This window comes from Collinsella sp. An268 (assembly GCF_002159765.1).
Lineage (GTDB): Bacteria > Actinomycetota > Coriobacteriia > Coriobacteriales > Coriobacteriaceae > Coprousia.
This window is the reverse complement of record NZ_NFJH01000001.1, coordinates 320,002-340,085: the sequence shown is the minus strand read 5'-3', so window position 1 is coordinate 340,085 and position 20,084 is coordinate 320,002. Positions and strand designations below refer to the sequence as shown.

General features: G+C 66.7%; 20 protein-coding genes. All 20 read left to right on the top strand.

Going from position 1 to position 20,084, the window contains the following annotated elements:
• Position 1 precedes the first annotated feature (1 nt).
• The 20 genes from B5F70_RS01625 to B5F70_RS01530 all read left to right on the top strand — a co-directional run bounded on the left by B5F70_RS01625 (position 2) and on the right by B5F70_RS01530 (position 20,031).
• Positions 2-790: an ABC transporter ATP-binding protein gene (locus B5F70_RS01625; RefSeq protein WP_087203801.1), complete on the top strand. Its 789-nt coding sequence runs from the start codon at positions 2-4 to the stop codon at positions 788-790.
• A 9-nt stretch (positions 791-799) separates the two neighbouring features.
• Positions 800-1,876 (top strand): glycosyltransferase, encoded by a 1,077-nt coding sequence (locus B5F70_RS01620; RefSeq protein ID WP_087203800.1) that lies wholly within the window; start codon positions 800-802, stop codon positions 1,874-1,876.
• Positions 1,877-2,099: 223 nt separating this feature from the next.
• Positions 2,100-2,687, top strand: coding sequence for a bifunctional pyr operon transcriptional regulator/uracil phosphoribosyltransferase PyrR (pyrR, locus tag B5F70_RS01615; RefSeq protein ID WP_087203799.1), 588 nt, complete (start codon positions 2,100-2,102; stop codon positions 2,685-2,687).
• Positions 2,684-3,628: an aspartate carbamoyltransferase catalytic subunit gene (locus B5F70_RS01610; RefSeq protein ID WP_087203798.1), complete on the top strand. Its 945-nt coding sequence runs from the start codon at positions 2,684-2,686 to the stop codon at positions 3,626-3,628. The genes pyrR and B5F70_RS01610 overlap by 4 nt, the downstream gene beginning before the upstream one ends.
• A complete protein-coding gene (locus B5F70_RS01605; RefSeq protein ID WP_087203797.1) occupies positions 3,612-4,898 on the top strand; it encodes a dihydroorotase in 1,287 nt (428 codons plus the stop codon). Before B5F70_RS01610 ends, B5F70_RS01605 begins: the two co-directional genes overlap by 17 nt.
• Before the next feature lie 57 nt (positions 4,899-4,955).
• Positions 4,956-5,753: a dihydroorotate dehydrogenase electron transfer subunit gene (locus B5F70_RS01600; RefSeq protein ID WP_204572999.1), complete on the top strand. Its 798-nt coding sequence runs from the start codon at positions 4,956-4,958 to the stop codon at positions 5,751-5,753.
• Positions 5,750-6,673 (top strand): dihydroorotate dehydrogenase, encoded by a 924-nt coding sequence (locus B5F70_RS01595; protein ID WP_087203796.1) that lies wholly within the window; start codon positions 5,750-5,752, stop codon positions 6,671-6,673. The genes B5F70_RS01600 and B5F70_RS01595 overlap by 4 nt, the downstream gene beginning before the upstream one ends.
• Complete coding sequence (gene pyrF, locus B5F70_RS01590) at positions 6,667-7,392, top strand: orotidine-5'-phosphate decarboxylase (RefSeq protein WP_087203795.1); 726 nt, start codon at positions 6,667-6,669, stop codon at positions 7,390-7,392. The genes B5F70_RS01595 and pyrF overlap by 7 nt, the downstream gene beginning before the upstream one ends.
• A gap of 218 nt (positions 7,393-7,610) precedes the next feature.
• Entirely contained in the window at positions 7,611-7,919 is a 309-nt protein-coding gene (gene mihF, locus B5F70_RS01585) for an integration host factor, actinobacterial type (protein WP_087203794.1), read from the top strand.
• On the top strand, positions 7,920-8,489 hold the full coding sequence (gene gmk, locus B5F70_RS01580) for a guanylate kinase (RefSeq protein ID WP_087203793.1): 570 nt from the start codon (positions 7,920-7,922) through the stop codon (positions 8,487-8,489).
• Positions 8,490-8,494: 5 nt separating this feature from the next.
• A complete protein-coding gene (locus B5F70_RS01575; protein ID WP_087203792.1) occupies positions 8,495-8,776 on the top strand; it encodes a DNA-directed RNA polymerase subunit omega in 282 nt (93 codons plus the stop codon).
• 3 nt (positions 8,777-8,779) lie between these two features.
• Positions 8,780-10,018: a tRNA uracil 4-sulfurtransferase ThiI gene (thiI, locus tag B5F70_RS01570; RefSeq protein WP_087203791.1), complete on the top strand. Its 1,239-nt coding sequence runs from the start codon at positions 8,780-8,782 to the stop codon at positions 10,016-10,018.
• A gap of 260 nt (positions 10,019-10,278) precedes the next feature.
• A complete protein-coding gene (locus tag B5F70_RS01565) occupies positions 10,279-10,929 on the top strand; it encodes a helix-hairpin-helix domain-containing protein (RefSeq protein ID WP_158094900.1) in 651 nt (216 codons plus the stop codon).
• Complete coding sequence (locus B5F70_RS01560; RefSeq protein ID WP_087203789.1) at positions 10,920-13,280, top strand: DNA internalization-related competence protein ComEC/Rec2; 2,361 nt, start codon at positions 10,920-10,922, stop codon at positions 13,278-13,280. Before B5F70_RS01565 ends, B5F70_RS01560 begins: the two co-directional genes overlap by 10 nt.
• A gap of 10 nt (positions 13,281-13,290) precedes the next feature.
• A complete protein-coding gene (holA, locus tag B5F70_RS01555; protein ID WP_087203788.1) occupies positions 13,291-14,295 on the top strand; it encodes a DNA polymerase III subunit delta in 1,005 nt (334 codons plus the stop codon).
• A gap of 125 nt (positions 14,296-14,420) precedes the next feature.
• Positions 14,421-14,684, top strand: a complete 264-nt coding sequence (rpsT, locus tag B5F70_RS01550; protein ID WP_087203787.1) for a 30S ribosomal protein S20 — start codon at positions 14,421-14,423, stop codon at positions 14,682-14,684.
• A gap of 68 nt (positions 14,685-14,752) precedes the next feature.
• Positions 14,753-16,561 carry a translation elongation factor 4 gene (lepA, locus tag B5F70_RS01545; protein ID WP_087203883.1) on the top strand — a complete coding sequence of 603 codons (1,809 nt, stop codon included), beginning with the start codon at positions 14,753-14,755 and terminating at the stop codon, positions 16,559-16,561.
• Positions 16,562-16,629: 68 nt separating this feature from the next.
• Positions 16,630-17,547, top strand: a complete 918-nt coding sequence (locus B5F70_RS01540) for a tRNA-dihydrouridine synthase (RefSeq protein WP_087203882.1) — start codon at positions 16,630-16,632, stop codon at positions 17,545-17,547.
• Positions 17,544-18,785, top strand: coding sequence for a radical SAM family heme chaperone HemW (hemW, locus tag B5F70_RS01535; RefSeq protein ID WP_087203786.1), 1,242 nt, complete (start codon positions 17,544-17,546; stop codon positions 18,783-18,785). The genes B5F70_RS01540 and hemW overlap by 4 nt, the downstream gene beginning before the upstream one ends.
• A 142-nt stretch (positions 18,786-18,927) precedes the next feature.
• Positions 18,928-20,031, top strand: coding sequence for a DnaJ domain-containing protein (locus B5F70_RS01530; RefSeq protein WP_087203785.1), 1,104 nt, complete (start codon positions 18,928-18,930; stop codon positions 20,029-20,031).
• Positions 20,032-20,084 lie beyond the last annotated feature (53 nt).

The window sequence follows — 20,084 nt, the reverse complement described above, 5'->3', positions numbered from 1 at the left end:
CATGGCTACCCCCACCGGTATCTACCGCCAGTACAACGAGCCTGCTTCGGCAGGGGAGTACGCTATCGAGGTCGACGACGTCACCATGATCTTCAACATGGCGTCCGAGCAGCTCAACAACCTCAAGGAGTACTTCATCAAGCTCATGCGCCACGAGCTGTTCTTCAGCGAGTTCCGCGCCCTCAAGAACATCTCGTTCAAGGTTCAGCGCGGCGATGTGGTGGGCTTGGTGGGCACCAACGGCTCCGGCAAGTCCACGATGCTCAAGATCATCGCGGGCGTGCTCGAGCCGAGTGAGGGCATCTGCACGGTGCGCGGCAACATCGCACCGCTCATCGAGCTCGGCGCCGGCTTCGATATGGAGCTCACCGCGCGTGAGAACATTTACCTCAACGGCTCGCTTCTGGGGTATCGCCGTGAGTTCATCGACGAGAAGTTCGACGAGATCGTCGACTTCGCCGAGCTGCGCGAGTTCGTCGACATGCCCCTCAAGAACTACTCCAGCGGTATGGTCGCGCGCATCGCCTTCGCCATCGCCACCATCACCGAACCGGATATCCTCATCGTGGACGAGACCCTCTCGGTGGGCGATGTGTTCTTCCAGCAGAAGTGCGAGGACCGCATCAAGCATTTCATCGAGTCCGGCGACGTGACCGTTCTGTTCGTGAGCCATTCCATCGAGCAGGTCGAGCGCATCTGCCGCCGTGCCGTATGGATCGAAAAGGGCGACCTGCGTATGGACGGACCGGTCGAAGAGGTCTGCCAGGCGTACCGCAACCAGTTCTCGTAGGGTGCCGCCGTGGACGTATCGGTCATCATTCCCGTCTACAACGTCGAGGAGTATCTCGACCAGTGCCTCCTGAGCGTCGAGGATAACGACGAGGTGGCGCTTGAGATCATCTGCGTGAACGACGGGTCGACCGACGGCTCGCTCGCCATCATGCGCGACCATGCGGCGCGCGACGGGCGGGTGCGCATCATCGACAAGGAGAACGAGGGGTACGGGGCCTCGGTCAACCGGGGCATCGCCGCGTCGAGGGGCACCTATGTGGCCATCATGGAGCCCGATGATTTCGCGAAACCCCACATGTACGACCGTCTCTTTGCCTTTGCGTCCTCCTTTGGCGAGCTTCCCGACGTGGTGAAGTCGGCGTACTGGCGCATCCAGGATCCGGATACGCCGGAGGAGCTCTTCTGCCGCAACACGTTCTACCGTCGCGTCAAACCGCCGCGGCAGCCCTTCACCCTGCGCGAGGCGCCCGTGCTCATCCAATACCATCCGAGTATCTGGACGGCGCTCTACCTCCGTTCCTTCTTGGACGAGTTCGGCATCCGCCTGCGCGAGGTGCCCGGCGCTGGATGGGTCGACAATCCCTTCATGATCGACACGCTCGCCCGCGCGCGCAGCATCGTGTATACCGACGACTGCTACTATTGCTATCGCGACCGCCGACCCGGCGCCTCCACCTGCGGAGACACCTCGCTTTTGGGTATCGAGCGCTGGAACGACATGCGCGACATCCTCGATAGCCTGGGGGAGACAGACCCCGGGATCGAGGCGGCGCTCGACCGTATGGGCATGCGGCATGTGGGTCTCGCTATCGGGTACGGGCATCTGGGGGAGCCCGGTGTGCGCGAGAAGGTCGTCGCCACCCTGCGCCGCATGGACCCCGATATCATCGCGGGTATGGACAACCTTTCCGCCGGGGCAAAGAAGCGCTACTTCGAGCTGACGGGCTATGAGGTGCGACCCTATAGCGGGCTTGCGTACTACGGGTACCTGTTGAGAGAGTTTCTCTACACCGCGCGCGTCATGGGCGTGCGCTACGCCCTCTCGCGCATGGGGGTTCTGAAGGGGCGCAAGGGCGCTGCGTAGCCCGAGCCCGGGCTTGTGGTCGCCTCGCTATGGAGACGGACATTCGCGGTTTGGCGGTTACAGAAACGTGTATAATCTAGCTTGCCTTTAAGCGTGTACGAGATACCGCAAGGAAACATAGCACCCCGTTTGCTCGGGGCGTATCTTGCCGATGTCTTGCCGCGCGTGGGCAGGACATTTTTTGTGCCCCGTTTTCGGGGCCGGCAGGAGAAAGGAGGGGCCCGTGGCTGAAACACCCAAGGCGATCATCATGGACGAGATCGCCATCAGCCGCGCCATGACCCGCATCGCCCACGAGATCCTCGAGAGAAACGAGGGGTGCGACAACCTCGCGCTCGTGGGCATCGTCACGCGCGGCGACCTTCTGGCCAAGGAGCTCTGCGACCGCATCGAGGAGATCGAGGGGGTTCGCTTGCCGCTCGGGAGCCTCGACATCAGCTTCTACCGCGACGATTTCGGGGTGAGCATCGCCCCCGAGGTCCACGCCTCGCGCATCCCCTTCGACGTCGACGGAAAGCGCATCGTGCTCGTGGACGACGTCCTGTACACGGGCCGCACCATCCGCGCCGCCCTCGACGCGCTCATGGACATGGGTCGTCCCAGCCGCATAGAACTCGCCGTGCTCGTGGACCGCGGGCATCGCGAGCTCCCCATCTGCCCCGACTTCGTGGGAAAGAACGTGCCGTCTTCGCACGAGGAGAACGTTCGCCTGTACCTGAAGGATGTGGACGGGCGCTCGAGCGTCGAGATCACCGACGTCTCACAGGGCTCCCGTGCCGGCTCCGCACCGCTCGGAGGTGATGCGCGATGAGCTTCAACCACAAGCACCTCATCGATATCACGGAATATTCCGATACCGATATCATGACGATCCTCGAGACCGCCAAGGCGTTCTCCGCGGTGAACGAGCGCGCCATCAAGAAGGTTCCCACGCTTAAGGGCAAGACCATCGTGAACATGTTCAACGAGCCCTCGACGCGCACGCGTTCCTCGTTTGAGCTGGCCGAGAAGCGCCTGTCGGCCGATAGCCTGAACTTCGGCGGGTCGTCGACCTCCACGGTTAAGGGCGAGAGCCTCATCGACACCGTCATGACGCTCAACTCCTACAAGATCGACCTCGTTGTCGTGCGCGACAAGCACGAGGGCGCGCCCTACATCGTGACCCAGCACACCCCCGCCTCCGTTATCGATGCGGGCGATGGCAAGCACGGTCACCCCACGCAGGCGCTGCTCGACCTCTATACGATCTGGGAGCGCTTCGGCCACCTTGCCGGCCTCAAGGTCGGTATCGTGGGCGATATCTCGCATTCGCGCGTATGCGGCTCGCTCATCCCCGCGCTCAAGATCGTCGGCGCCGAGGTGACGCTGGTCGCACCCGGAACGCTCATCCCCGCGAACCCCGAGGTGCTGGGCGCCGACCGCGTGTCCTTCGACCTGGACGACGTGCTCCCCGAGCTCGACGTCGTCTACATGCTCCGCATCCAGCGCGAGCGCCTCGAGGGGGCGCCGTTCCCGAGCCTGCGCGAGTACCATATGCTCTTCGGCCTCACCGAAGCGCGCGAGCGCCTCATGAAGCCGGAGGCGATCGTCTGCCACCCCGGCCCCATCAACCGCGGCGTGGAGCTCGATTCCTATATGGCCGACCATCCTGAGCGCTCCGTCATCTTGGACCAGGTCTACGCCGGCATCTGCGTGCGTATGGCCGCGCTCTATCTGTTGCTGGGAGGTGCCGATAATGGCCTTGCTTCTTAAGGGTGCCCACGTCGTCGACCCCGTCGCGGGCATCGACGGCGTTCTGGACGTTCTCATCGAGGGCGATCGCATCGCGCGCGTGGGGGAGGCACTTCAGGCTGACGCCGAGGTGCGCGACCTCACGGGCAAATACCTCGTTCCCGGCCTCGTGGACATGCATGTGCATCTCCGCGAGCCCGGATTCGAGCACAAGGGCACGATCGAGTCCGAGACCCGGGCGGCGGCCAAGGGCGGCATGACCGGCGTGTGCTCCATGCCCAACACCAACCCGGTCACCGACAACGGCACGGTTGTCGAATACGTGCGGGCCTGCGCCGAGCGCGCGGGGCACTGCCGCGTGTTCCCCTCCGGCGCCATGACGAAGGGCCTCAAGGGCGAGATCATCTCAGAGATGGGCGATATGGTCGCCCACGGCGCCGTCGCCTTCACCGACGACGGCCGCGGGGTGCAGAGCGCCGGGATGCTCCGCCGCTGCATGGACTACGGCAAGATGTTCGGCAAGGTCTTCATGAGCCACTGCCAGGACGAGGAGCTCGTCGGGGACGGCCAGATCAACGAGGGTCCCGTCTCCACGAGGCTCGGTCTTGCCGGCTGGCCCGCGGAGGGCGAGGAGCTTCAGGTCGTGCGCGACATCCAGATCGCGCGCCTCACGGGTGCCAAGCTCCATATCCAGCACATCTCCACCGCGCGCGGCATCGCGGCGGTCCGCGCCGCCAAGGCCGAGGGCCTGCCCGTCACGTGCGAGGCGGCGCCGCACCACCTGTTCCTCACCGACGAGGCCATCGACGGAACCTACGACACGCGGCTCAAGGTGAACCCGCCGCTGCGCACGGCCGAGGACGCCGCCGCAGTGCGTGCCGGCGTGGCCGACGGTACCGTCGACGCCATCGTGACCGACCATGCGCCCCATGCCGATTGGGAGAAGGCGCGCGAGTTCGAGTACGCGCCCTTCGGCATGACGGGCATCGAGTGCTCCCTCGCGCTCGTCATCACGAATCTCGTCAAGCCGGGTGTCATCGACTACGCGCGCATGGTGGAGCTCATGAGCGTCAACCCGCGCAGGATCCTCGGCGTCGACCCGGTGAGCATCGCGGCGGGTTCGCTTGCCGACATCACGGTCTTCGACCCCGATATCGCCTGGACCGTGGGCGAGGACGGCTATGCGTCGAAGGCGCGTAACTGCGGTTTCGACGGTGTCTCCGTCACCGGTCGCGCAACCGACGTCTACGTCGGCGGTGTCGCCACGCTCGTGGACGGCGCGGTTCAGTAACGCATGTGCGGGCCGGGCGCGCGGGTGCCCGGCCCGGTATCGAGAGAGGGGAGCGGTATGCCCACACCTTCACCCGCTCGCGTGCACGATGTCACCATCGTGTCAAACGAGCCCATCGCGCGGGACGTCTTCGCCCTGCGCATCCTTGCGCCGGCGCTCGCCGCCGCGCTCGTCCCCGGACAGTTTGTCAACATCGCGGTGCCCGGCAACGCCATGAGCCTTTTGCGCATCCCGCTGTCCTTCGCGGAGGTGGATGCGGAGGCCGGAACGATCGATATCTGGTATGCCGTTGTGGGGGAGGGTACCGAGCGCCTTTCTCGTATGGAGCCCGGCGCCACCACCACGGTGCTCGGCCCCGGCGGTCACGGCTGGACCATCCCCGAGGGCTGCCGCCGCGCCCTGCTCATCGCAGGCGGCATCGGCGTGCCCCCCATCCTCTGCCTTGCGCGCGAGCTCGCGCGTCGTAACATCCCCTATACGGTCTGCATCGGTGCCGCATCGGCCGACCGCCTTGTGGGCGAGGCCGAGTTCGAGGCGGCCGGGTCGCCGGTCATCTCCATCGCGACCGATGACGGGTCCGCCGGATACCACGGCTTTTGCACCGCCGCTGCCGAGCAGGTGCTTGAGACCGAGGGCGACGACTTCGATTACGTTGCCACCTGCGGTCCCGAGCCCATGATGGCAAAGGTCGCCGCCGCCGCAGAGCGCGCCGGCGTTGCGTGCGAGGCGTCCCTCGAGCGCATGATGAGCTGCGGCTTTGGTGCCTGCGCCACCTGCGCGGTCGAGACCAAAAGCGGTATGAAGGGCGCCTGCATGTGCGGTCCCGTCTTCGATGCTAAGGAGGTCGTCTGGTGAGCAGCGTGTCCATGGCCGTCGATTTCGCCGGCATAAAGCTTAAGAACCCCATCAACACCGCCTCCGGTACCTTTGGGTTTGGCTGGCAGTTCCAGAATTTCTTCGACGTCTCTCGCCTCGGTGCCATCACCACCAAAGGGTGCGCCGCCGAGCCGTGGCCGGGCAACCCTAAGCCCCGCATGACCGAGGTCCGTGGCGGCATGATGAACTCCGTCGGCCTCCAGAACCCCGGCGTGCGCGGTATGGTCGCCGAGTCTGGTGAGTTCCTCGCCGATCTCGCATCCAAGGGCACGGCCGTGATCTGCCAGGTGGCAGGTCATTCTACGGCCGAGTACGTCGCCGCCCTCGAGCTCTTTGAGGAGCTCTGCCCCTGGGCTGCGGCGTTCGAGCTTAACGTGAGCTGCCCCAACATCGACCAGGGCGGCGCTGCTGCCGGCTCCACCCCCGAGGGTGCGGCCGAGGTCATGCGTGCCTGCCGTCCCATCACCAAGCGTCCACTCCTCGTCAAGATGGCGCCCGTGCGCCTGCCCGAGATCGCGCGCGCCCTCGAGGCGGAGGGCGCCGACGGCCTCACGGTCATCAACTCCATCCCGGGTATGGCGATCGACGTGCACACCCGGCGCTCGAAGCTCTCCAAGCCCACCGGCGGGCTCTCCGGTCCGCTTCTGCATCCCATCGCGGTGCGCATGGTGTGGGAGGTCTGCCAGGCGGTCGATATCCCCGTGTGCGGCGTCGGTGGCGTCATGACGGGCGAGGATGCGGCCGAGTTCATCCTGGCGGGCGCCAGCGCGGTCTCGGTCGGCATGGCGAGCTTCCCCGAGCCCGATGCCGCCGTACGCATCCTGGCGGAGCTCGAGGCCTGGGCCGAGTCCCAGGGCGTGCGCGATATCAACGAGCTGATTGGAGCGTTCGAATGCTAGAGGCTCTTGCGCGCGACCGGATCATGGTCGCGCTTGACGTCGACCGTACGCGAGCGCTCGAGCTCGCCGACATCCTCGCCGGGCACGCGCGCTGGGTCAAGATCGGCATGACCCTGTATTATGCCGAGGGACCTTCCATCGTGCGTGCGTTCAAGGAGCGCGGTTTCAAGGTCTTCCTCGACCTCAAGTTTCATGACATACCCCACCAGGTCCGCGGTGCGGCGCGCTCCGCTGCAGCCACCGGCGCCGACCTTCTCACCGTGCACGGCCTGGGCGCGGGCCCGATGCTCGCCGCGGCCTGCGAGGGCGCGCGAGAGGCGGCCGAGGCGTGCGGCGGCGAGCGCGCCCGGGTCATCGCCATCACGGTTCTGACGAGCATGGATGCGCCCGCTCTCGCCTCCATCGGCGTTGCCGGGCCGCTTGCCGACGAGGCGGCGCGCCTCGCGGCGCTCGCGCGCGACAACGGCACCGACGGCGTCGTCTGCTCTCCCCAGGAGGCGCAAGCCATGCGTCAACTTCTGGGTGAGGATGCCTGGATCGTCACGCCGGGCGTGCGCCCGGCGGGGGCGGCGCTCGGCGACCAGAGCCGCGTGGCGACACCTGCCGCCGCCATCGCCGCCGGGGCGAGCCATCTTGTCGTCGGCAGGCCCATCACCGGGGCAGATGACCCGCTCGCGGCCTTTGAGGCGATCGTGGGCGAGCTGGTGCGCGACGCCTAGGCCAAAGGTATCTCTGTCGTTCGCCGGGGCCCGGGCGGAGCCTCGTTAAGCGTTTGTTCTATGGAGCAAGCCCAGCTACCGGCTAAAAATAGCCGGTAGCTGCTTGAACTTTACCCGGGTATCGTCTAAGGTATGTATCCGGTCATTGGCTGACGTGCGCAAATGCGGCGTTATGCCAGATAAAAGATATACGTAACCACGTCTATTTGGAGGTTCACATGGCGCTCCCTCAGCTTACCGACGAGCAGCGCAAGGCAGCTCTTGAGAAGGCAGCGGCGGCCCGTCACGCCCGCGCCGAGCTCCGCGACAAGATCAAGAAGGGTGAGATCTCTCTTGATTCCGTCCTCAACTCCGAGGACCCCATCGCCTCGCGCATGAAGGTCTCGACCCTCATCGAGTCCCTGCCGGGCTACGGCAAGGCTAAGGCCGCCAAGATCATGGACGAGCTCGGCATCTCCGCCACCCGTCGCGTCCAGGGCCTCGGCGTGCGCCAGCGCGAGCAGCTGCTCGAGGCGCTCACCAAGTAAGTGAGCTCGTTGACGCCTAGATTGTTCGTCATCTCGGGACCGTCAGGTGCCGGCAAGGGTACGCTCGTCGCGCGGGTGCGCGCCGAGCGCCCGGGCTTGGGCCTGACGGTTTCGGCTACCACGCGCGCTCCCCGCCCCGGCGAGGTCGACGGCGTGAACTACCATTTCCTCGATAAGGACACGTTCGCGCGCCTCGTAGACGAGGGCGCCTTTGTGGAGTGGGCGTACGTCCACGGCAACTGCTACGGCACGCTGGTGAGCGAAGTCGAGCGCAATCTCGATGCCGGCGCGTCCCTCATCTTGGAAATCGATGTTCAGGGTGCGCTCGCGGTCAAGGAGCGCTTCGCCGATGCGGTTCTCATCTTCATCAAGCCGCCCTCGGCCGCAGAGCTGCGCTCGCGCCTCATCGGCCGCGGTACCGAGACGCCCGAGACGATCGAACTTCGCCTTGCAAACGCCGAACGGGAGCTCGCGCTGGCCGATCAGTACGACGAGGTCGTGGTGAACGACGATCTCGACACGGCAACCGCCGAGCTTTCCGCCATCATCTCTAGGTATGAAGGGAACTGAGAGTCGTGTCTGTTGTCACTCCCCCTATTGACGATCTGCTCGATAAGACCGATAACAACCGCTTCCTGCTCGCCGCGCTCGCCTCAAAGCGCGCGTGCGACATCAACAGCATGCTGCGCGGCCAGCACAACCGCGTTCTCGCGGTGACCGATGTCGACGACATCACCGTGGCGCTTTCCGGCGAGGATGCCATCTCCATGGCGATGGACGAGATCGTCGACGGCGACATCTCGTATAACCACGAGCGCTACGAGGACGCCCTCGGCCATCGTCCCGCGGACGCCTAGCACATGGCCAGCCGCGTCTGCCTGGTCCACTACCATGAGGTGGGCCTGAAGGGTAAGAACCGCGCTCATTTCGAGCATGTCCTCATGGACTCGATCAAGGCGGCGTGTGCCGCCTTTTCGCTCTCGTGCGTCACGCGCATATCGGGGCACATCCTCGTTACGTTCTCAGACGCCGCCTCCGTCGAGCCGGCCTTTGAGGTCATCCGCCGCGTGCCAGGTGTGGCGCGCGTCTCCCTGGCGTATCACACGAACCGAGATCCGGAGGAATACGGCCGCGCCGCCGTGCGCGCCCTTGGCGAGGCGGAGCCCTTCCACACGTTCAAGGTGAGCGCTAAGCGCTCGAACACCGATTACCCCTTGACGTCCATGGACTTGAACCGACAGGTCGGCGAGGTGCTGTGCGAGGCGTTCCCCGACAAGAAGGTCCAGATGAGGGACCCCGATGCCGTCGTGAACGTGCTCGTGGTGCAGGGCAGCGTTTACGTGTATGCGCGCTCCGAGCGCGGTGTAGGGGGCTTGCCCGTCGGCAGTGCCGGCAAGGTCGTGACGCTGCTCTCATCGGGCATCGACTCGCCGGTCGCCACGTGGATGCTCGCACGGCGCGGAGCCGTGTGCGTGCCGGTGCACTTCTCCGGGCGGCCGCAGACGGCGGATACGAGCGAGTACCTCTGTCAGGACATCATCGAGAGGCTCGCCCCCGCCATTCAGATCGGCCGCCTGTACGTAGTCCCCTTCGGGGATGCCCAGCGCGAGATCTCTCTGGCGTGCCCGGGGGACCTCCGGGTCATCATGTACCGCCGCGTGATGTACGCCGTGGCGGAGCGCATCGCCCGCATCGAGGGCGCGAAGGCGATCGTCACGGGAGAGTCGCTCGGCCAGGTCGCCTCGCAGACGCTCGAGAACATCATGGCGGTGAACGAGGTCGTCGATATCCCCGTGTTCCGCCCGCTTATCGGATCGGACAAGCAGGAGATCATCGCGCGCGCCGAGGAGATCGGGACCTATGACATCTCCTGCGAGACGGCTCCCGACTGCTGCACGCTGTTCATGCCGCGGCGCCCCGAGACGCACGCCAAGCTCGAGGCGGTGCATGAGGCTTGGGAGTGCATCGACCATGAGGCGATGATCGAGCGCCTCGTCGGCGCTGTCGAGTACGTTGACTTCGAGAGCTCCTCGTATCGGCCCCCGCGTATGCTGCGTGCGCGCCACGATGCGCTCGCACCGAGAGATGCCTCCATGTAGTCTTCATTTTTTCACGCTCTGAGAACAACCCGGCGCGCTTTTGTCAAATGGCCTGCATGGCGCTGACAGATTCGCGCAGCGGTCAAATCGACATCAGGCTGCGGTCAGTCATCGCGCCTGTTTTGCGAACCAACGCCCCCAAAGGGGTCTCCTCATGAGAGGATGCCCCCGAGGGGGCGATTGCTATGGCGCAGCAAAGGGAGGGCAAAGCGGTGCGGGACCGTGTCCTGCGGCGTGTTGCAGGAGTCAGCGGCAGGTCTGTGAGCTCGGCGATTGTCGTCGTGGCGCTTGCCGCGGCTGTCTGTGCCGGTATCGCGCTCGGCTCGGGCATGGCTGCGGGGGACGGCGTCGTGATCGAGCGCGGAGAGTCGGCCACGGATGCGAGGTCGACGGAGGATGAGGGGCGCACCGATGCCGCATCAGAGGGCGATGGGACCGAAGGTTCTGTTGAAGATGCGGACGCAGGCGAGCTCGTCGTGGTGGACGTTGCCGGCGCTGTCGCGTCTCCTGCCGTCGTTGAGCTCGATGCTGGCTCCCGCGTTGCCGACGCCCTGGATGCTGCGGGCGGGCTTGCCGCCGATGCCGACATATCGTCGCTTAACCGCGCCATGAGGGTGACGGACGGGATGAAGATCTACGTCCCGCGGATAGGGGAGGGCGGCGCCTCGCCTTCCTCATCCGTATCGGAAGGCGGTGCGGGCGACCAGGCTGGCGCGCAGCCACTGGTGAGCATCAATACGGCCACCGCAGATGAGCTCGATACCCTACCCGGCGTGGGGCCCTCCACGGCAGAGGCCATCGTGGAGGACCGCGAGCAGAACGGCCCCTTCTCGGCACTTGAGGACCTGATGCGGGTGAGCGGCATCGGTGAGAAGAAGTTCGAGAACATGAAGGACCGCCTATGCCTGTAGCCACCCCCGCGGGCGATCTCCCACCCCGTCCCCTGATGCCGTACTCCATGGCGGGCGCCCTCGCGGAGCTCGCGGTCGCAGGCTGCCTGATGGAGCTGGGATGGCGGGGGTTCGCTAGCGGTGCGGGCACCGCGACGGCTGTCGCTGCGGCGGTGGCGCTCGGCTGCGTAGCGCTCGCGGGATTTGTCGCCTTGGGACGGTTCGGGCCGCACGCGCGCGCCTTGCTCCGATGGGCGGCGATGGGGGCGCTCGCGGGCTCCTTCGCCTCGGCGGGAGCGCTCATATCGCGTTCCGCCGGGTATGAGGCGCTCATGGGCGCAGCGGTCCGAACGGGCACGATGGTGACCGCAGGCGACCCGACAACGACCTCCTTCGGCTCCTCTATCGATGCGGGCTGGTACGGGCCGGAAGGAGGCTTTCCCGTGGGCGTGACGCTCGAAACCGATGTGCTGCTGGGGTCGGGTGAGCGCCTGCGGTGCGTCGGGCGCGTCGAGCGCCTGGCGGATGACGAGTGGGGGCGCCGGTCGTTCATGGAGGGCAAGGTTGCTGCGGTCCGGGCTGTGCACATCGAGCCCGAGAGGGGGTCGGCGCGAGCGCCGTGGGATGCGGTGCGCGAGCGCGTGCTCTCCGCGCTCGAACCCGATGGGGACCCCGCCCGCGCTCTGATCGCGGGTATCGTGTGCGGCCGGACGACAGAACTAGCCGCGGCGGATGCCGACGCATCCTTCTCGCGGACAGGGACCTCGCATCTCGTGGCCGTGTCCGGGAGCCATCTCGCTCTGGTCTCCGCGCTCGTCATGCTCGCGCTGAGGGTTATCGGGGCGGGACCCGCTGCGCGCGCCGCCGTGCTCGCCGTCGTCATGGGCTCCTACGTCCTTTTCACCGGGTGCGCCGCATCGGCCCTGCGGTCACTCGTCATGGTCACGGCTGCGCTGGCGGCGCAGGTCGGCGGGCGCCGCGCCCACGGCATCTCCGGCCTCGCCCTCGCCATCATGGTGCTCGCGGCCGCTCAGCCCGGGGTGGTGTACGATCTCGGCTTCCAGCTCTCCGCGGTGAGCGTCGCCGCCATCCATCTTCTCTTCGGCTATGCGGAGGCGCTGCTTCAGGGGTGCCGCATGCCGCGCGCGGTCGCGTCGCCGCTCGCCCTCACCTTGGTGGCGCAGCTCGCCACGCTGCCCCTCACCGTCCCGATCTTTGGAGAGGTCTCGCTGGTGGCGCCCATCGCCAACCTGCTGCTCGGGCCCTTGATGACCGCTCTGCTCGTCGCGGGCCTCATAGGGGCCGCCGTATCGGTGGCTCTGCCGGGCCTCCCTCTCGTCTGGGCTCCCGCCCTGTTGCTGAGCCGTCTCTCCCTCTTTGTTGCCGACGCGCTTGCGGCCCCGCCGTGGGCCGCGGTCACCGTGGACCCGTCAACCGTGGGAGCGCCCCTGCTCCTGGCACCCTACGGTCTTGCCGCCGCCGCGTATATCCGGTGGCGCCTGCCCAAGCCGCGCCTGCTTATCGCTGGCTCTCTTGCGGCGGTCGCCGCCCTCGCTGCGCCGACGGCTTGGATGGCATGCTTTGCGCCCGCGTCGATCACCGTGCTCGATGTCGGGCAGGCGGATGCCATACTCGTGCGCGAGGGCGGCTCAACGCTGCTCGTCGATGCCGGGGTGGACGAGCAGGTGCGCTACGCCCTGGCGCGCCAGCGCGTCACGCATCTGGATGCCGTCGTCATCACCCATTGGGACAGCGACCACTGGGGCGGTCTGCCGGATGTGCTCGATGCGTTTACCGTCGACCGCGTGCTGGTGGCTAAGGGCGCCGCCGCCGACGCGCCGCGCGAGGTGAAGGAGGGGCCATCTCCCCTTGAGGAGATAGCGCTCGAAAGCGTCATCCGGGTCGGCGGGTTCGAGGCGCGGGTCGTCTGGCCCCATGGCGAGGTGACGGGGGAGGAGAACGGCGAGTCGCTCGTGCTTGATGTCACCTATGAGGGGGCGGGGGGAGCCCTTCGCATGCTCTTGACCGGCGACACCGAGGCTGATGAGGCGAATGCGTACGCCGACGCCGTCGGCGACATCGATGTGCTCAAGGTGGGACATCACGGCTCTGCGGCCTCGGTTGATGAGGAGATGCTCGCCGCGCTGACGCCCGAGCTCGCCGTGGCGAGCGCCGGGGAGGGCAACGCTTACGGGCATCCGAGCCGGGAGGCGCGGCAGCTGCTCGCGCAAGCGGGCTGTCCCTTTATCTGCACCATCGAAGCGGGCGATGTCACGCTGTTCCCCGACGATGAGGGGGCGCGCGTCGCCACCGCGCGCCCGTGTCCCATCGATGCCCGGTCGGGGTACAATGTGTCAGCTACATCTACGTGAGGAGGTTTCGATGGCTGCATCAGCCCTGCTGCCGGTCTATCTCGCCGTCGGCCCCGACGAGGTCAAGCGCGAGGCTGCGGTCGACAGGTTGAAGAAGCGCCTCGAGGCGTCCGGCATGGCCGATTTCAACCTCGATGTGCGCGATATGACAAAGGATCCGGACATCGACGACATCATCGGCTCGCTTAACACCTACCCCATGGGCGCCGACTTCCGCCTCGTTATCCTCGAGGGGTGTGACAAGCTTGCCGAACCGGTCCGCGAGGGGCTCGTCGCCTATGTCAAGAACCCCGCTCCCACCACGGTCCTGCTCATACTCGCGGCGCAGATGGCCAAGAACACGCGGCTCTACAAGGCTGTCGCAGCCGTCGACAAGAAGGCCGTCATCGATTGCGCGGCAAAAAAGGGCAGGGAGCTCCCCCTGCTTGTGCAGGGCATGGCGCGCCGGCACGGCAAGGAGATCTCGCTCGATGCGGCGGAGGAGCTCATCGCGCGCGCCGGCGACGGGACGCGCATGCTCGGCAACGAGCTCAAGACGCTCGCGCAGATGGTCGATGCGCCGCGGATAGAGCGGGTCGACGTCGAGAGGCTGGTCGTGCGCACGGCCGAGGTGAAGCCCTGGGACTTCCTCAACGCCGTGGCAGCGCGCGACCTGCCGCGGGCGCTGGAGCTCTATCGGCTGCAGCCGCCCAAAAGCGAGGTGCGGCTCTTCTCCCTTCTCTGCACCCGGCTGCGCGAGCTCATGTGCGCCAAGGCGCTCGATCGGCGCGGGCAGGGGCGCGAGCTCGCGCACGTGCTTGGGCTGCAGGGCTGGCAGGTGCGCAACCATCTGGGATGGGCGCGCCGCTTCACCTCCGAGGAGCTCGAGGCCGCGCTCGCCGAGGCCGTGGACGTCGAGGCGGCGCTCAAAGGCTCGCGGGACGGGCAGGTCGCCTTCACGGTCTGGATCTCCCACATCGCGGGCAAGCGCACCGCGCCTCCCGCGCCCCGGCAGGCCCCCACATGGGCGCAGTAATTCCATAGCTTCTGCACTTCCGCAGGTCACGCACTTGTGCTAGACTAACCGCTTGTGTGACCTCACCGTGTCTCAGAGGCCCGGATAACGAACTGATCGATCAAGATCGAAAGGAACCAACGAAAGTGGCAAACATCAAGTCCCAGAAGAAGCGTATCCGTACCGCTGAGAAGGCGCGTGTCCGCAACCGCGCCGTCCGCTCCGAGCTCAAGACGCTCGTCAAGCATGTTCAGGCCGCCGTCGCCGAGGGCGACAAGGATGCCGCTCAGGCTGCCGCCTCCCGCGCCTACAAGCGTCTCGACCAGGCTGCCTCCAAGGGCATCATCCACAAGAACCAGGCTTCCAACCGCAAGTCCGGCGTGCAGGGCCTCGTGAACTCCATCAAGTAACCTGCACTTCGCATCGCGTTGCCGAGGGCCCGTTTTCCGACGGGCCCTTTTCGTATAGAATGGCGCTCATGAATACACAAGACACCGCACACATCAGGAACTTCTCCATCGTCGCGCACATCGACCATGGCAAGTCGACCATCTCGGACCGCATCCTCGAGCTCACGCATACCGTCGATGAGCGCGATATGGCCGCCCAGCTGCTCGATTCCATGGATATCGAGCGCGAGCGCGGCATCACCATCAAGTCGAATGCCGTCCGCGTGATGTACCGCGCCGATGACGGGGAGACCTATCAGTTCAACCTCATCGACACGCCGGGCCACGTCGACTTCACCTACGAGGTCTCGCGGTCGCTCGCCGCGTGCGAGGGCGCGGTGCTCGTGGTCGATGCGACGCAGGGTGTCGAGGCCCAGACGGTCTCCAACGCCAATCTCGCTATGAACGCCAACTTGGATATCGTGCCCGCCATCAACAAGATCGACCTGCCGTCTGCAGAGCCTGAGCGCGTGCGCGCCGAGATCGAGGACGAGCTCGCGATACCCGCCGAGGACGCCGTCTGCGTCTCGGGAAAGACCGGGGAGGGCATCCACGACCTTCTCGAGGCCATCGTGTTCTTGGTCTCTCCGCCCTCGGGCGACGCCGCCGCGCCCCTCAAGGCCCTCATCCTCGACTCCTACTTCGACGAGTACCGCGGCGTGGTCGCGACGGTGCGCGTCTTCGACGGCGCCATCAAGAAGGGCGATATGCTCACGATGATGCAGGCCGGCGAGAGCTTCCTCGTCGACGGTGTGGGCGTCAAGCGTCCCGCCGAGGTCCTCGTCGACGAGCTCTCGGTCGGCGAGGTGGGCTTCATCGTGACCGGGCTCAAGGACCCCGGTGCCGTGCACGTGGGCGACACCCTCACCTACCGTGACCGTCCGTGCGCGGAGGCGCTGCCCGGGTACCGCGAGGCAAAGCCGATGGTCTACACCGGTCTGTTCCCCATCGACAACAAGGACTACGAGAACCTGCGCGACGCCCTCGAGAAGCTCCGCGTGAACGATCCCTCGCTCGTCTGGTCTCCCGAGACGAGCGTGGCGCTCGGCTTCGGATTCCGCGTCGGTTTTCTCGGGTTGCTGCACATGGAGGTCGTAAAGGAGCGCCTGGAGCGCGAGTTCGACCTCGACCTCATCGCCACGAGTCCGTCGGTGGACTATCACGTCTACAAGACGGACGGCACCATGGTCGATGTCAGGAGCCCGCAGGACCTGCCCGATGTCACGCGCATCGACCACATCGAGGAGCCGTACCTCGCCGCGAAGGTCATCGTGCCGCCCGACTACACCGGCGCGGTCATGCAGCTCGCCATCGAGCACCGCGCGACGATGACGAACATGATCCATCTCTCGGATAAATCGGTCGAGATGCGCTTCGACATCCCGCTCGCCGAGCTCATCCTCGACTTCTTCGACCAGCTCAAGAGCCGCACGAAGGGCTACGCCTCCCTCGACTACGAGTTCGCCGACTACCGGCCCTCCGAGCTCGTCAAGCTCGATATCCTGCTTTCGGGCGATGAGGTCGACGCGCTGTCGTTCATCGTTCACAAGGACAAGGCCTATCCGCTCGCGCGCGGGCTGTGCGACAAGTTGAAGGAGATCATCCCCCGGCAGCAGTTCGAGGTCCCCATCCAGGGCGCCATCGGCAACAAGATCATCGCGCGCTCTACCGTCAAGGCCGTCCGCAAGGACGTCCTCGCCAAGTGCTACGGCGGCGATATCTCGCGCAAGCGCAAGCTGCTCGAGAAGCAGAAGGAGGGCAAGAAGCGGATGAAGGCCATCGGGTCCGTCGAGGTGCCGCAGGAGGCCTTCATGGCGATTCTGAAGGTGGACGAGTAGTGGCGGAGACCGACGGCGCGGCCCTGGTGCGCGCCCACCTTGCCGAGCAGCCCTTTCTGCTGGCGCCCATGGCGGGGGTCACCGATGCCGCCTACCGCATCATGTGCCGGCGGCGCGGCGCCCGCCTCGCCTATTCTGAGATGGTGAGCGTCGCCGGGCTCGCGTACGCGAGCAACAAGACCTGGCGGCTCGTGCTCCCCGAAGAGGAGGAGCCGCAGATCTGCGTGCAGCTCTTCGGGTCGAAGCCCGATCAGTTCGCCGGTGCCGTCGAGGCCGTGCAGGAGCGCGTCGGCGAGAGGCTCACCCTGATCGACGTCAACATGGCGTGCCCCGCCCGCAAGGTCATCACCAAAGGCGAGGGCTGCGCGCTCATGGAGACGCCGGAGCTCGCCGAGGAGATCGTGCGCGCATGCACCGCTCGCGCGCAGGTTCCCGTGACCGTCAAGATGAGGACGGCGTTTCGCACGGGCGAGCGCACGGCGCCTGAGCTCGCGCGCCGTCTCGAGCAGGCGGGCGCGTCCGCCATCGCCGTGCACGGGCGCTCCGCCAAACAGCTCTACACGGGCACGGCGGACTGGTCGGTCATCGATGAGGTGGCGCGTGCCGTGAGCGTCCCGGTCATCGGGTCGGGCGACGTATTCGATGCCGAGTGCGCGGCGCGCCGCCTAGCCGACACGGCAGCCTCCGGAGTCTTTATCGCGCGCGGGTCGTACGGAAACCCGTGGATCTTCCAGGATGCCCTCGCCTGCGTCCGTGACGGGGCCCCGGTGCCTGCGCACGATGCCCGCGAGCGCCTCGACGCCCTGCGCGAGCATCTGGGGCTCGTGCACCGATACCTTCCCCTTATGGCGCGGGCCCGAACCTTCGCGACCTGGTATCTCAAAGGTCTGCCGCATGCCGCCGCCTGGCGCGGGCGCGTGGTCACCTGCACGACCTACGAGGAGTTCATGGCCCTCGTAGATGAGATCGAGGCCGATTGCGCATGACGGTGCGCGCCCTCTACGTGCATGTCCCGTTCTGCCATGCCAAGTGCGCCTACTGCGATTTCGACTCCTGCGGGCTCACGGGCGAGAGGCTCGCCCGCGTCGCCGGGGCCTATCTGGCGCAGCTCGAATCGCGCATCGACGCGTTTGGCGCGTGCGGGGCCCTCGAGGACGTTGAGACCGTGTACATCGGCGGCGGCACGCCGTCGGTGCTCGGAGAGAGTCTCGCCACTCTCGTCGCGCATATCCGCCGATGGTGCGCCCCCTCCGAGCTCACCTGCGAGGCAAACCCCGAATCCTTTGGCGAGGCCCTCGCGCAGCGTCTGGCCGCGGCCGGTGCGACCCGCATCTCGCTGGGGGTGCAGAGCCTTGACGACGACGAACTCGGACGCATCGGACGGCTGCACTCCGCCCGCGGCGCCCTTGCGGCGCTCGAGCGCGCGCGACGGCACGGCTTCACCGTGTCGTGCGACCTCATGTGCGGTCTGCCCGGGCAGACGGGAGCGTCGTGGCGCGCTACGCTTGCGCGCACGGTCGAGGCCCGGCCCGACCATGTCTCGGTCTATCCGCTGACGTTGGAGGAGGGGACTCCGCTCGCTCGGCGCGCTGAGCGGGACCCGCGCCTCGTTCCGGACGAGGACTTTCAGGCGAGCTGCATGGAGACCGCCGCATCGGTGCTGGCGGGGGCGGGGTATGCGCGCTACGAGGTGGCGAGCTACGCCCTGCCGGGGCGGCGCTGCCGCCATAACTGCATGTACTGGACGGGCGCCGGCTATCTCGGTATCGGACGCTCGGCCGCGGGCATGCTCGACGGCGCCACGTACCTGAGGCTGCGCCGACTCTTTCCGGGAGGCGAGGGCGACGCGCCGACGCGATCGGTGGACCCGCGCGATCGCGTGCGCCTCGTGCAGCTCGATGACGCGGCCGCGCGCTTCGATATCGAGCTCCTGCATGAGCGGGAGGCGCTCGCCGAGGACCTCATGCTCGGCATGCGCATGACCGACGGGGTCGATCGGGCGCTAATCGCCCGCGCTGCGGCCTGCATGGGGGACGGGGCCGTCGACGGCGCCCTTCGCGATGTCTGCGCCGCCGGGCTTGCCGCGTGGACCGATGCGCCGGATGGCGCCGCGGCGTGGCGAGAGCACGCGCCCGGCGCCCGCCTGGTGCCTACGGAGCGCGGCTGGCTTCTGGGCAACGAGCTCTACGCGCGGTTCTGGGACCTGGCGACGGAGGTATCGTAGGCCCGTAAGGTTCAGGTAGGGTTGCCGTCAGTCATGTGTACGCGCGGTAGGGGCCGGCTATCTTGCGTTTGACGTTCCGGCCGCTCAGGTACAATAAGCCACATCTGTCTCAACCTAGGAGGTTCGTTCTCCCGTGGCGACTATGAACGAAAAGGATTACTACGCGATTCTCGGGGTCTCCAAAGATGCCGACAAGCGCGAGATTCAGAAGGCGTTTCAGCAGAAGGCCCGCAAGCTCCACCCGGATGTGAACAAGGCACCCGATGCAGAGGAGAAGTTCAAGGAGGTCTCCGAGGCGTACGCCGTCCTATCCGACGACCAGAAGCGGGCGCGCTACGATGCCATGCGCTCGGGAAACCCCTATGCGGCGGCATCCGCCGGTGCGAACCCCTACGCCTCCTATGGCGGCGGGTACGCGGGCTCTCCCTTCGGTGGCGGGTTCCCCTTCGGCGGGGGGTTCGGCGATTGGGGGCAGGCGCGGGGCAGGAGCGCCTCCGCGTACAACCCCGAGAACGGCGCCGACGTCGTCGTGGACGTCGAGCTCTCCGCCGACGAGGTGAAGCGCGGCGCCCGCAAGGGCATCCGGTACCGGCGCTACGAGCCGTGCGGCCATTGCCACGGGTCGGGTTCGGTCTCGAGCGAGCACGCGCACACCTGCCCCAGCTGCGGCGGCACGGGCTCCATCGGCGTCGACATGTCGTTTCTGTTCGGGGGCGGCACGTTCCAGATGGTCTGCCCCGAGTGCGGCGGCTCGGGCAAGGTCGTCGCCGATCCCTGCCCCGAGTGCGGCGGGACCGGGCGCACGCAGGTCATGAGCGAGGCGGTCATCGAGTTCCCCGCGGGCACCCACGACGGCGACCGCGTGCGCGTTGCCGGCATGGGGCACGCCGGCACCAACGGGGCGGCGGGCGGCGACCTCATCGGACGCGCGCGCGTTGCCGCCGAGCGCCTTGAGGGGCGCGCCCACCAGGGCTTCTACCTCATGGGCTTCGCGGCGCCCTTCGTGCTGCTCTTCGCCTTCATGCAGATCCTCTCGGTCATCGCCATCGTATGCGTCGCGGTATTCGGCTTCGGGGTGTTCCAGGTGCTCTCCGACGACGTTATGCACCGCACGCCCCTGTGGTGGAAGCGAGGCGGCAAGCGCTTCCTCGCGGGATTCGGCAACGCGCTTTTCTACGCGCTCATCATGCTGTGGTTCGTGAGCTGCTCGAGCGGTCTGTACTGGCGCCCGTACTACCTGTTGTGACGGGGGCGCCCGCCGCATCCGCCGCGGGTGATTACCGTTGGTTTTCAGCGGGT